General features: G+C 67.3%; 9 protein-coding genes and 2 pseudogenes. 6 read left to right on the forward strand and 5 right to left on the reverse strand.

Annotated features, from left to right (window positions below):
- The first annotated feature begins 6 nt into the window (after positions 1-6).
- The 4 genes and pseudogenes from PY257_RS00770 to PY257_RS00785 form a co-directional block, all read left to right on the forward strand.
- Entirely contained in the window at positions 7-918 is a 912-nt protein-coding gene (locus PY257_RS00770; protein ID WP_275737782.1) for an ABC transporter permease, read from the forward strand.
- Positions 915-1,886: pseudogene (locus tag PY257_RS00775) on the forward strand (ABC transporter ATP-binding protein); the annotation flags it as partial. The gene PY257_RS00770 and the pseudogene PY257_RS00775, both read left to right, overlap by 4 nt.
- Positions 1,887-1,934: 48 nt before the next feature.
- The gene (locus tag PY257_RS00780) at positions 1,935-2,951 is read left to right on the forward strand and encodes an ABC transporter ATP-binding protein (RefSeq protein ID WP_275737842.1); all 1,017 of its coding nucleotides are present in this window, start codon (positions 1,935-1,937) and stop codon (positions 2,949-2,951) included.
- A gap of 515 nt (positions 2,952-3,466) precedes the next feature.
- Positions 3,467-3,703, forward strand: a pseudogene (locus tag PY257_RS00785) (hypothetical protein); the annotation flags it as partial.
- A 159-nt stretch (positions 3,704-3,862) separates the two neighbouring features.
- Here PY257_RS00785 and PY257_RS00790 read toward each other — a convergent pair.
- Positions 3,863-4,708, reverse strand: coding sequence for a MurR/RpiR family transcriptional regulator (locus PY257_RS00790; RefSeq protein WP_275737784.1), 846 nt, complete (start codon positions 4,706-4,708; stop codon positions 3,863-3,865).
- Between the two features lie 6 nt (positions 4,709-4,714).
- Positions 4,715-6,181: a glucose-6-phosphate dehydrogenase gene (zwf, locus tag PY257_RS00795; protein ID WP_275737786.1), complete on the reverse strand. Its 1,467-nt coding sequence runs from the start codon at positions 6,179-6,181 to the stop codon at positions 4,715-4,717.
- Between the two features lie 154 nt (positions 6,182-6,335).
- On the opposite strand from zwf, the gene tal reads away from it, so the two are divergent.
- Both tal and pgi read left to right on the forward strand, forming a co-directional pair.
- The gene (tal, locus tag PY257_RS00800) at positions 6,336-7,283 is read left to right on the forward strand and encodes a transaldolase (protein WP_275737787.1); all 948 of its coding nucleotides are present in this window, start codon (positions 6,336-6,338) and stop codon (positions 7,281-7,283) included.
- 25 nt (positions 7,284-7,308) lie between these two features.
- Positions 7,309-8,856, forward strand: coding sequence for a glucose-6-phosphate isomerase (gene pgi / locus PY257_RS00805; protein WP_275737789.1), 1,548 nt, complete (start codon positions 7,309-7,311; stop codon positions 8,854-8,856).
- A gap of 441 nt (positions 8,857-9,297) precedes the next feature.
- On the opposite strand, the gene groL is transcribed toward pgi, so the two are convergent.
- From groL to metK, 3 genes are all read right to left on the reverse strand, one after another.
- Positions 9,298-10,938, reverse strand: coding sequence for a chaperonin GroEL (gene groL / locus PY257_RS00810; RefSeq protein ID WP_275737791.1), 1,641 nt, complete (start codon positions 10,936-10,938; stop codon positions 9,298-9,300).
- 51 nt (positions 10,939-10,989) lie between these two features.
- Positions 10,990-11,280 carry a co-chaperone GroES gene (locus tag PY257_RS00815; RefSeq protein WP_275737793.1) on the reverse strand — a complete coding sequence of 97 codons (291 nt, stop codon included), beginning with the start codon at positions 11,278-11,280 and terminating at the stop codon, positions 10,990-10,992.
- Between the two features lie 203 nt (positions 11,281-11,483).
- On the reverse strand, positions 11,484-12,665 hold the full coding sequence (gene metK, locus PY257_RS00820) for a methionine adenosyltransferase (protein WP_275737795.1): 1,182 nt from the start codon (positions 12,663-12,665) through the stop codon (positions 11,484-11,486).
- Positions 12,666-12,752: the final 87 nt, after the last annotated feature.

Genomic DNA, 12,752 nt, shown 5'->3' on the forward strand with positions numbered 1-12,752 from the left:
ATAGCGATGGCCAGGACGCTCGCCCGCTGGCTCGACAGCGACGTCGTCTACAGCTTCCGCCATGCGCCCATGGCCATGCTGGCGGCGCTGATCGCCTTCGTTTGCATCTTCTGCGCGCTGTTCGCGGGCTGGGTGGCGCCGCACGATCCGTTCGACCTCGCCACGCTCGAACTCATGGACGCGCGGCTGCCTCCCGCGTGGTACCCCGAAGGCACCGGCAAATACCTGCTCGGCACCGACGACCAGGGCCGCGACATCCTTTCGGCGGTGATCTGCGGTGCGCGCATTTCTCTCATAGTGGGCGTGGCGTCGGTCGCGCTGTCGGTCGTCGTCGGCGTGTCCCTGGGGCTGCTCGCGGGCTTCCTGGACGGCTGGGTCGATACGCTTCTCATGCGGCTGTGCGACGTGATGCTGTCGTTCCCCGCCATCCTCGTGGCGCTGCTCATCGCGGGCGTGGGGCGGGTGCTGTTTCCCAACGCGCACGAATCGCTGGCCTTCGGCGTGCTCATCCTCTCCATCTCGCTCACCGGCTGGGTGCAGTACGCGCGCACGGTGCGCGGCTCCACGCTGGTGGAGCGCAACAAGGAATATGTGCAGGCCGCCCGCGTGACCGGCGTGGCGCCGCTGCGCATCATGCGGCGCCATGTGCTGCCCAACGTGCTTGGGCCGGTGCTGGTGCTGGCCACCATCCAGGTCGCCACGGCCATCATCACAGAAGCCACGCTCTCGTTCCTTGGCGTGGGCGCGCCGCCCACCGCGCCCTCGCTGGGCACGCTGATCCGCGTGGGCAACGACTACCTGTTCTCGGGCGAATGGTGGATCACCGTGTTCCCCGGTGCCATGCTGGTGCTCATCGCGCTCAGCGTGAATTTGCTGGGCGACTGGCTGCGCGACGCGCTCAACCCCCGGCTCAGATGACCACGCCCCTGCTCGAAGTCCGGAACCTCGTCGTCGAATTCCCGGGCCGCCACGGTACGTTGCGCGCGCTCGACGACATTTCCTTTTCCATCGCGCCGGGCGAAATCCTCGGTGTGGTGGGTGAATCGGGCGCTGGCAAGTCGCTCACCGGGGCGGCCATCATCGGCCTGCTGGAACCTCCAGGCCGAGTGGCCGGTGGGCGCATCATGTTCGAAGGCCAGCGCATCGACAACCTGCCGCCGCAGCGCCTGCGCGCCATCCGCGGACGGCGCATCGGCGCCATCTTCCAGGACCCGCTGACTTCGCTGAACCCGCTCTACACCGTGGGCCGCCAGATTGCCGAGACCATCCAGGCCCACCTGCCCGTGGGCTCGGCCGAAGCGCGTCGGCGCGCCGTCCAACTGCTGCGCGACACCGGCATTCCCGCGCCCGAGCAGCGCGTGGACCACTACCCGCACCAGTTCAGCGGCGGCATGCGCCAGCGTGTGGTGATTGCACTCGCGCTGGCCGCCGAACCGCAGCTCATCGTGGCCGACGAGCCCACCACGGCGCTCGACGTCTCCATACAGGCGCAGATCATCACGCTGCTCAAGCGCGTGTGCCGCGAGCGCGGCGCGGCGGTGATGCTCATCACGCACGACATGGGCGTGATCGCCGAAACCTGCGACCGCGTAGCGGTGCTGTACGCGGGCCGCGTGGCCGAGGTCGGCCCGGTGCACGACGTCATCAACCACCCGGCGCACCCGTATACCGCAGGCCTCATGGCCTGCATACCGTCCATGGACGAGTACCGCGAGCAACTGCACCAGATCGACGGTGCCATGCCGCGCCTGAACGCCATTCCGCGTGGCTGTGCCTTCAACCCACGCTGCGCGCGCGTGTTCGACCGCTGCCGTGCCGAACGGCCCGATCTGATGGCTGCGGGCGCCACGCGCGCGGCCTGCTGGCTGCACGACTCGCAGGCGTCCTGCCTGGCAACTGTTGCGCAGCCGTTGCCGCAGGCCGTGCGATGCGTGCTGCCGCAGGACGTGGCGCAAGCCGCTCCGGTGCTGGTGCAGGCCAACGACCTGGCCATGCACTTCGACGTTTCCGCGCCCTGGCTCAACCGCATGCTCGCTCATGCCCCGCGCACCCTGCTGCACGCCGTGGATGGCGTGAGCTTCGACATCGAACGCGGCAAGACGCTGGCCCTGGTTGGTGAATCGGGCTGCGGCAAGAGCACCGTGGCGCGGCTGCTCGTGGGCCTGTATGCGCCTACGCGCGGCAACTTCCGTTTCGAGGGCCGGGATGTGCACGCCACCCTGCGCACGCCCCAGGGCCGCGTGCTGCGGCGGCGCATCCAGATGATCTTCCAGGACCCGTACGCCAGCCTCAACCCGCGCTGGAAGGTGGAGGACATCGTGGGCGAGCCGCTGTGCGAGCACGGCATCGTCACCGCACGCGCCGCACTGGCCGAGCGCGTGGGCGCGCTGCTGCAGTCGGTGGGGCTGTCGCCGCACGACGGGGCGAAGTTTCCGCACCAGTTCTCGGGCGGGCAGCGCCAGCGCATCTCCATCGCCCGCGCGCTGGCCACCGAGCCGGAGTTCCTGGTCTGCGACGAGCCTACCTCTGCGCTCGACGTATCGGTGCAGGCCCAAGTGCTCAACATCATGAAGGAGCTGCAGCGCAAGCAGGGCCTGACGTACCTGTTCATCAGCCACAACCTCGCCGTTGTGCGCCATGTGAGCGACGACGTGGGCGTGATGTACCTGGGCCGCCTGGTGGAACTGGCGCCCAAGCGCACGTTGTTCGCGGCACCGTGCCACCCCTACACGCGCATGTTGCTCGACGCCATTCCCGCTCTGCACGACACGGGCCGCGCCCGCACGCCGGTGCAGGGCGAGGTGCCCAACCCGCTGGCGCCGCCCGCAGGCTGCGCCTTTCACCCGCGCTGCCCGCATGCCAACGACCGCTGCCGCGCTGAGCGACCCGTGTTGCTCAGGCGCGACAGCGTGCGCGTGGCCTGCCATGCGGTGGAGGAAGGGCGCGTGTGAAGGAACGGCCCCGGCGACCGCCACATGCGAGAAGCGGCTTTCAAGCTCGACGGCAATGGCATGGCGGGCACGTTCACGCTGTCGCTTTACGAACTCGGCGACGGGTTCCAACTGACCCGTGGCGCCGGCCCTCGCCACGGCGACGCTGGGCGGCTAGGCCGGCGTGGCGGACAACGTCTACGACAGCGGGCAGTGGGGCGGGATCATCCTGGAAACGGCAGTTGACCGCTTCGTATCCCTTGCCAGGCCGCATGCAATCGAGCGTTGATGGCTTCGATCGCGTTCACCTCGTGGGTGAGAGCGCTATGCACCTGCCAGCACCGCGCTCGGCGCGCCATGCGGCGTTGCTCCTCCTTGCGGGCAAGTAGCCCGCCGCGTCGTCGCGTCTTGCCTGACGCCCCGATCACGGCACCGGCAGGCGCATCCAACTGCCGGTTCCAGGATCATCGGCCAGACGCTCGTGCCCGGAAAGAAATACGACCTGATTCTCTCGGCGCCCAGAGTCTACGACCCCGATGCGCCCACTGGCTCGGGCTGCGGCACTGGCTCGTGGTGGACCTGCCGGCCGGCGTGACGCAGCTCGCACCCGATGCCGGCGCCAAGGGGAGGCGCCAGGCTGCCAGCACCCGCGCGCCAGATCCGCAACGACTACGGTATCGCCGCCTGGGGTGGCGTCTGCCCGCCGCCCGCCGCCCGCCGACAAGCCGCACCGCTACATCTTCACCGTGCATGCGCTCGGCGTGGAAAGCCTGGACCTGCCCGAGGACGCTACCCGCCGAGCCTGCTGGTTTCATGGTCAACGCCAACACGCTTGCCAAGGCCAACTTCACTTCCACCTACGCGCGGGCCTGAGGCCGCGCGCGCCACTGCCTTCTTCCCTTCTTTATCCTGGCTACGGTTCGTGGAGTGGCTCACGCATAGCGCTTGCTGCGCAGGTTCTGCTTGATTTCCTTGAGCCTGGGCGGCAGCGCGCTGCCCAGGCGCAGCGCCACGCAGGTGGCCAGCACGTCGATGACGAGCAGATGCAGCAGTCGAGACACCATGGGGCTATAGCGGTCGTAACCCTCGGGGTGGTCGGCGGCCAGGTGGATGTGGCCGGCGGCGGCAAGCGGCGAGCCGCTGGCGGTGACGATGATGGTGGTGGCGCCGTTCCTGCGCGCGATGTCGGTGGCGTCCATCAGGTCGCGCGTGCGGCCCGAGTTGGAGATCACCACCACGCAGTCGCCGGGCCCGAGCATCGACGCGCTCATCACCTGCATGTGGCCGTCGCTGTAGGCGATGGCAGTGACGCCCAGGCGGAAGAACTTGTGCTGCGCGTCCTGCGCCACGATGCCCGAATTGCCAACGCCGTAGAACTCGATGCGCCGTCCGGTCTTGTAGGTGGCGGCGATCGCCATGGCGGCGCGCTCGATGGCGGCACTGCTGGCGTCGTTGCGGTACTTGAGGAAGGCGGCGACGGTGTTGTCCACCACCTTGACCAGCACGTCGGCGGTCTTATCGTCGGCATCGACGCTGCGGTGCACGAAGGGCACGCCCTCGCTCACGCTGCCCACGAGCTTGAGCTTGAAGTCCGACAGCCCATCGTAGCCCATGCTGCGGCAGAAGCGCACCACGGTCGGTTTGCTCACGCCCGCGCGCGCCGCCAGCTCGGCCACGGGCAGGCTGGAGAAGGCGCGCGGGTCGGCCAGCACCAGTCGCGCCACGCGCTGCTCGGCGGGCGCGAGCGAGGGGAGGCTGGCCTTGATGCGGTCGAGCATGGCGGTTCAGGACTCCTCTAACCAGCAGGAACCGTCCCGGGCGATCATGGCGCTGGCCGCACTCGGCCCCCAGGTGCCGGCGGGATAGGGCCGCAGGCCGTCGCCGCCGGCGTGCCAGGCGTCGAGGATGGGCTCGACCCAGCGCCAGGCTTCTTCCTGCTCGTCGCTGCGCACGAACAGGTTCAGGCGTCCGGCGATCACGTCGAGCAGCAGCCGCTCGTAGGCGCCCACGCGCTCGGAGCCGAAGCGGCGGTCGAAGTCCAGGTCCAGCTGTACCGGCGCCAGCGTCTGCGCCGCGCCGGGCGACGTGCGGCTCTGCTGCCCTTCGGCCAGCAGGTGCAGCGTGAGCCCGTCGCGCGGCTGCAAGTTGATGACCATGCGGTTCGTCGCCCCCGCCAGCGGCGTGCGGAAGATCGGGTGCGGCGTGGGGCGGAAGTTGACCACGATGTGCGCGTCGCGCCCCGCCAGCCGCTTGCCGGTGCGGATGTAGAACGGCACGCCGGCCCAGCGCCAGTTCTCGATCTCGGTGCGCAGGGCGACGAAGGTCTCGGTGGTGCTCTGCGGGTTCACGCCGGGTTCGCCCAGGTAGCCCGGCACGGCCGCGCCGCCCGCCCTGCCGGCCGCGTACTGGCCGCGGATCACGTGCTGCGACAGCGTCTCGGGCGTCCAGCGCTTGAGCGAGCGAAGCACCTTGAGCTTCTCGTCGCGGATGGCGTCGGCGTGCGCGCTGATGGGTGGCTCCATGCCGATGGCGCACAGCAGTTGCAGCGCGTGGTTCTGCACCATGTCGCGCAGCGCGCCGGTGCTGTCGTAGAAGGCTCCGCGCTTTTCCACGCCCAGTTCCTCGGCGATGCTGATCTGGATGTTGGCGATCAGCTCGCGCCGCCACACCGGCTCGAACAGCGCGTTGCCGAAGCGAAGCGCGAACAGGTTCTGCACCGAGGGCTTGCCCAGGTAGTGATCGATGCGGAACACCTGCCCCTCGCTGAAGGTCTGCAGCACGGTGGTGTTGATGGCGCGGTTGGATGCCATGTCGTGGCCCAGCGGCTTTTCCAGCACGATGCGGGTGCGCGGCGTGTTCAGCCCGGCAGCGGCGAGTTGCTCGCACACGGTGGTGAACAGCGCGGGTGCGGTGGCCAGGTACAGCACCACCGTGGCTGCGTCGCGCTGGCGCAGGCTTTCAGCCAGGCGGGCATAGGCAGCGGGTTGGGACAGGTCCATGCGCACGAAGTGCAGCAGCGCGGCAAAGCGCGCGAATTCCTCGGCGCTGGGGCGTTTGGCACCCTCCACCTGGTCGAAGCGCGACTGGATCAGTGCGCGGTAGCGCGCGTCGTCCAGGTCGTCGCGCGCCACGCCGATGATGCGTCCGCCCTCGGGCAGCGTGCCATGGCGGAATGACTGGAACAAGGCGGGCATCAGCTTGCGCCAGGCCAGGTCACCGGTGCCGCCGAACAGGACGAGATCGAAACTCATGGATGATGGGTGCGTTGTGTTGTCGTGTTAATGTAACTTGGTTTCACCATAATCCGCACGGTAGATAATTTTTTCATCCATATGCTGAGACGGCGGTATTTATATAGGTAATCGAATTACCTACCATCGGCGCTCACGCTCGATAATGCCAGCCATGAACCAGCTCGACGCCCTCAAGCAGACCACCACCGTCGTTGCCGACACCGGCGACTTCAAGCAGCTCGGCACCTTCCGCCCGCAGGATGCCACCACCAACCCGTCGCTGATCCTCAAGGCAGTGCAGAAGCCCGACTACGCGCCGCTGCTGGTCGAAACCGTGACGCGCTTCCGGGGCAGGCCGCAGGACGAAGTGATCGACCGGCTGCTGGTGCGCTTCGGCTGCGAAATCCTGTCCATCGTCCCGGGCCGCGTTTCCACCGAGGTCGATGCGCGCCTGTCGTTCGACACCGAGGCCACCTACACGCGCGCCGAACGCATCGTCGATCTGTACCAGGCCGAGGGCGTACCGGTGGAGCGCGTGCTCATCAAGGTCGCAGCCACCTGGGAGGGCATTCAGGCCGCCGCGCGGCTGGAGCGGCGCGGCATCCATACCAACCTCACGCTGCTGTTCTCGTTCTGCCAGGCCGTGGCCTGCGGGCAGGCCCGGGTGCAGCTCATCTCGCCCTTCGTGGGCCGCATCTACGACTGGTACAAGAAGACCGCCGGCGCGGCCTGGGTAGAGGCGGACAACGCTGGCGCCAGTGACCCTGGCGTGCGCTCGGTGCGCCGCATCTTCGACTACTACAAGCACTTCGGCATCGCCACCGAAGTCATGGGCGCGAGCTTCCGCAACACGGGGCAGATCCTGGCGTTGGCGGGCTGCGATCTGCTGACCATCGCCCCCGAGTTGCTGGCGCAACTGGCCGAAAGTGCCGCGCCCGCGCCGCGCGCGCTCGACGCGCAGGCGGCACGCGGCCTGGCGCTCGAGCCCGTGCAGTACGACGAGCCGGCATTCCGCTTCGCGCTCAACGAGGACGCCATGGCTACCGAGAAGCTGGCCGAGGGTATCCGCGCCTTCGCCGCCGACGCGGTGCAGCTCGAAGGCCTGATGCGTGCGGCGTGATGGACACACCGGGAGAACGCATTCCATGACCCGTACCCGCTGCGACCGCACCCCCGCCTGGGGCGCCCTGTGCCGCCACGCCGAGGGCGGTGCCCATGCCTTCGACGCGCGTGCAGCCCTGGCCGACGACCCGGGTCGATTCGCCGCTTTCAGCCAGCAGGCCCCGCGCGTGTTCGCCGATCTGTCGAAGAACCGCATCGACGCCGCGACCGAGGTGCTGCTGTTGCAATTGGCCCGCGAATGCGGCGTGGAGCAGCACCGCGACGCGATGTTCGCGGGCACGCACATCAACAGCACAGAGGACCGCGCCGTCATGCACTGGCTGCTGCGCGCGCCCGCGGATGCGCCCGTGCCCGCGGCGCTGGCGCCCGCGCTGGCCGAGGTGCACGCCACGCTGGCCGCCATGCTGGCCTACGCCGAGGCTGTGCGCGCGGACGCCGCCATCACCGACGTGGTGAACATCGGCATCGGTGGCTCCGACCTCGGCCCGCAGATGGCCACGCTGGCGCTCGACGAATTCGCCGTGCCGGGCAAGCGCATGCATTTCGTCTCCAACGTCGACGGCCACGAACTGGCCGCCGTGCTGCGCCGCGTGCAGCCGCACGGCACGCTGTTCCTGATCGCCTCCAAGACCTTCACCACGGCGGAGACGATGGCCAACGCCAGTTCGGCGCGCGACTGGTTCATGCAGCAGGGTGGCACCGATGTGGCGCGCCACTTCGCCGCGCTGACCACCAACGTGCACGCCGCGCGCGCCTTCGGCATCAGCACCACCTTCGGTTTCTGGGACTGGGTGGGCGGGCGCTATTCGCTGTGGTCGGCCATCGGCCTGCCGATCGCCATCGCCATCGGCGCTCCGGCCTTCGGCGAGCTGCTGGCCGGTGCGCACGCCATGGACGAGCACTTCCGCAGCGCGCCGCTGGCGGCCAACCTGCCCGTGCGGCTGGGTTTGCTGGACGTGTGGTACCGCGACTTCCTGGGTTTCACCAGCCGCTGCGTGGCGCCCTACCACCATGGGCTACGGCGCCTGCCGGCCTATTTGCAACAACTGGAGATGGAAAGCAACGGCAAGCGCGTCGATCTGGCGGGCCAGCGACTGCCCTTCGCCACCTCGCCCGTGGTCTGGGGCGAGCCCGGCACCAACGGCCAGCATGCATTCTTCCAGATGCTGCACCAGGGCACGGACGTGGTGCCGGTGGAGTTCATCGCCGCGCGCCACGCCGCCCACGGCCTGCCGGGCCACCAGCCCAAGCTGCTCGCCAATGCCTTGGCACAGGCACAGGCGCTGCTGCAAGGCAGGGCGGACGCGGGCGGGCACCGCGATTTCCCCGGCAACCGGCCCAGCACGTTCCTGCTGCTGGAGCGGCTGGACCCGGCCAGCCTGGGTGCGCTGGTCGCGCTATACGAGCATCGCGTGTTCGTGAGCGGCGCGGTGTGGGGCATCAACAGCTTCGACCAGTGGGGCGTGGAGCTGGGCAAGGTGCTGGCCCAAGACATCGAGCCGCGCCTGGCCACGGGCGACGTGACGGGGCTCGACGCTTCCACAGCGAGCTTGCTGCTGCGGCTGTGCTGAGGCCAATTCCCCGTCTCCCGGAAATCTACAGGGTTCGAGCGCTTCTACCGCGCCGCGCCGGGCACCGAGGGCACGGGCCTGGGTCTGTGGGTCTGGCCATCGTGCGCGAGCCGGCGCGCGGTGCATGGGCTGCTGGTGGCAGTGCGGTTCCCGGTCAGCGAGGCGGACGCCCGGAATTAACCTGGAAACGGCAGTTGAACCAACCGAAAAACTGAAGAAACCCAATATCCATGCGGGTTTCCAAAGACTTCGCGTGACTGCAGAGCAGTTCCAGATGGGTGAGTCAGGAAAGCATGGAAACTCAATGCGTGACAGGCACTTGCTCGAATTTTGGGGATTCAACTGTCGGATTTAGGTTAAAAAAACCCCGCAGGCCGGGGGCCTGCGGGGTTGGCGCCATATGCGCGCCGCGGTTGAGCCAGCGCGCCAGGCAGGCAGTTCTTACATGCCCATGTCGCCCATGCCACCCATGCCGCCGGGCATGGCCGGAGCGGCCGCTTCGTCCTTCGGCGCTTCTGCGACCATGGCTTCGGTCGTCAGCAGCAGCGAGGCCACGGAGGCGGCGTTCTGCAGCGCGGTGCGGGTCACCTTGGTCGGGTCCAGGATGCCCATTTCGATCATGTCGCCATAGGTGTCGTTGGCGGCGTTGAAACCGTAGTTGCCCTTGCCGTTCAGCACTTCGTTCACCACGACCGAAGGCTCGCCACCGGCGTTGTAGACGATCTCGCGCAGCGGGGCTTCGATGGCCTTGAGGATCAGCTTGATGCCGGCGTCCTGGTCGGCGTTGTCGCCCTTGATCGTGCCGGCGGCCTGGCGGGCGCGCAGCAGCGCCACGCCACCACCGGCCACGATGCCTTCTTCCACGGCGGCACGGGTGGCGTGCAGCGCGTCTTCTACGCGGGCCTTCTTTTCCTTCATCTCGACTTCGGTGGCGGCGCCGACCTTGATCACCGCCACGCCGCCGGCCAGCTTGGCCACGCGCTCTTGCAGCTTCTCGCGGTCGTAGTCGCTGGTGGCTTCCTCGATCTGCACGCGCACTTGCTTCACGCGGGCTTCGATGTCGGCAGCAGCGCCGGCGCCGTCGATGATGGTGGTGTTTTCCTTGGCCACTTCGATGCGCTTGGCCTGGCCCAGGTCGGCCAGCGTCACTTTTTCGAGCGTCAGGCCGACTTCTTCGGCAATCACCTTGCCGCCCGTCAGGATGGCGATGTCTTCGAGCATTGCCTTGCGACGGTCGCCGAAGCCAGGGGCCTTGACGGCCACGACCTTCAGGATGCCGCGGATGGTGTTGACCACCAGCGTGGCCAGCGCTTCGCCTTCGACTTCTTCGGCGATGATCAGCAGCGGACGTCCGGCCTTGGCCACTTGCTCCAGCGTGGGCAGCAGGTCGCGGATGTTGCTGATCTTCTTGTCGAACAGCAGCACGAAGGGGTTGTCCAGAATCGCGGATTGCTTGTCGGGGTTGTTGATGAAGTAGGGGCTGAGGTAGCCTCGGTCGAACTGCATGCCCTCGACGACGTCGAGTTCGTTGTTCAGGCTCTTGCCGTCCTCGACGGTGATCACGCCTTCCTTGCCGACCTTGTCCATGGCCGAGGCGATGATCTCGCCGATGGAGGAGTCGCTGTTGGCCGAGATGGAGCCGACCTGGGCGATTTCCTTGGACGTGGTGGTGGCCTTGGAAGCCTTCTTCAGCTCATCGATCAGGGCGGAAACCGCCTTGTCGATGCCGCGCTTGAGGTCCATCGGGTTCAGGCCGGCGGCCACGTACTTGGAGCCTTCGCGCACGATGGCCTGGGCCAGCACGGTGGCGGTGGTGGTGCCGTCGCCGGCGTTGTCGCTGGTCTTGGAAGCCACTTCCTTCACGAGCTGGGCGCCCATGTTCTGCAGCCTGTCCTTGAGTTCGATTTCCTTGGCCACGGACACACCGTCCTTGGTCACGGTGGGGGCGCCGAAGGAGCGCTCGAGCACCACGTTGCGGCCCTTCGGGCCCAGGGTCACCTTGACCGCGTTGGCCAGAATGTTCACGCCTTCGACCATGCGGGCGCGGGCTTCGCCGCCGAAGACTACGTCTTTTGCTGCCATGTTGGTTTCTCCAGAAATTCGGTTAAATCAGATGCGGATGTGGGCGAAGGCTTACTTCTCGACCACAGCGAACAGGTCTTCTTCCTTCATCACCAGCAGCTCGTCGCCATCGACCTTGACGGTCTGGCCGCTGTACTTGCCGAACAGGACGCGGTCGCCGACCTTCACGCCAACGGCGAGCAGTTCGCCCTTGTCGGTCTTCTTGCCCGGACCCACGGCCAGCACTTCACCCTGGTCGGGTTTTTCGGCGGCTGCGTCGGGAATCACGATGCCCGAGGCAGTCTTGGTTTCGCTGTCGATACGCTTGACGATCACGCGATCGTGCAGAGGACGAAGTTTCATTGCATCTCCTGGTTTGCAACTGGAAAGTTTCGATCACCACGCGGGCGGACGAGCCGACCGCTGTTGGCAAGTGGCGGAGGCGGCGCACCAGCGTTGCTAGCACTCACAGCCTTCGAGTGCTAATCATATAGGCATTTCACGTAGTTTCAAGTCGGGCCGGTGCGAAGAAAGAACGAAGAACTGGCTGGAAAAAGAAGAGGGGCCTATAGCCCTGCCGCGGCGCGCAACGCTGCCGCCTTGTCCGTCCGCTCCCACGTGAACTCTGGTTCCTCGCGCCCGAAGTGCCCATACGCGGCGGTCTTCTCGAAGATCGGGCGCTGCAGGTCCAGCATCTGGATGATGCCCTTGGGCCGCAGGTCGAAGTACTCGTTCACCAGCGTGGCGATCTTCTCGTCGGGGATGACGCCCGTGCCCTCGGTGTAGACCGTCACATTGATGGGCCGCGCCACGCCGATGGCGTAGCTGACCTGGATCTGCGCCTGGCGCGCCAGGCCGGCGGCCACAATGTTCTTGGCCACGTAGCGCGCGGCGTAGGCGGCTGAGCGGTCCACCTTGGTCGGGTCCTTGCCGCTGAAGGCGCCGCCGCCGTGCGGGCAGGCGCCGCCGTAGGTGTCGACGATGATCTTGCGCCCGGTCAGGCCGCAGTCGCCCTGCGGGCCGCCGACGACGAAGCGGCCCGTGGGGTTGATGAGGTACTTGGTGTCCTGGAGCCACTCCTTGGGCAGCACGGGCTTGATGATCTCCTCGATCACGGCCTCGATGAAGCTGGCCTTCATCTTCTTGGGGCTTTCGCTCTGGTCCGGATGGTGCTGGGTGGAGAGCACCACCGTGTCGATGCTGTGCGGCTTGCCGTCCACGTAGCGCATGGTCACCTGGCTCTTGGCGTCGGGGCGCAGGAAGGGCAGGCGGCCGTCCTTGCGCAACTGCGCCTGGCGCTCGACCAGGCGGTGCGCGTAGTAGATGGGCGCGGGCATCAGCTCGGGCGTTTCGTCGCAGGCGTAGCCGAACATCAGGCCCTGGTCGCCGGCGCCGGTGTTCAGGTGGTCGTCGCTCGCCTGGTCCACGCCTTGCGCGATGTCGTTGCTCTGCTTGTCGTAGGCCACCAGCACGGCGCAGCCCTTGTAGTCGATGCCGTAATCGGTGTTGTCGTAGCCGATGCGCTTGATGGTGTTGCGCGCCACCTCGATGTAGTCCACGTGCGCGTTGGTGGTGATCTCGCCGGCCAGCACCACCAGGCCGGTGTTGCACAGAGTTTCGGCGGCCACGCGGCTGCGCGGGTCCTGCGCGAAGATCGCGTCGAGGATGGCATCCGATATCTGGTCGGACACCTTGTCGGGGTGTCCCTCGGAAACCGATTCGGAGGTGAAGAGAAAGTCGTTCGCCATTTGAATAAACTCCAGTCTTTGCACTTGCGGCTTTTGGGCGCTGCCCAAGCTGTCTGGAGCTTTGGCGAACGCTTTAGCAGTTGTGTT

The sequence above is a fragment of the Curvibacter soli genome (genome assembly GCF_029211125.1).
GTDB lineage: Bacteria > Pseudomonadota > Gammaproteobacteria > Burkholderiales > Burkholderiaceae_C > Curvibacter_A > Curvibacter_A soli.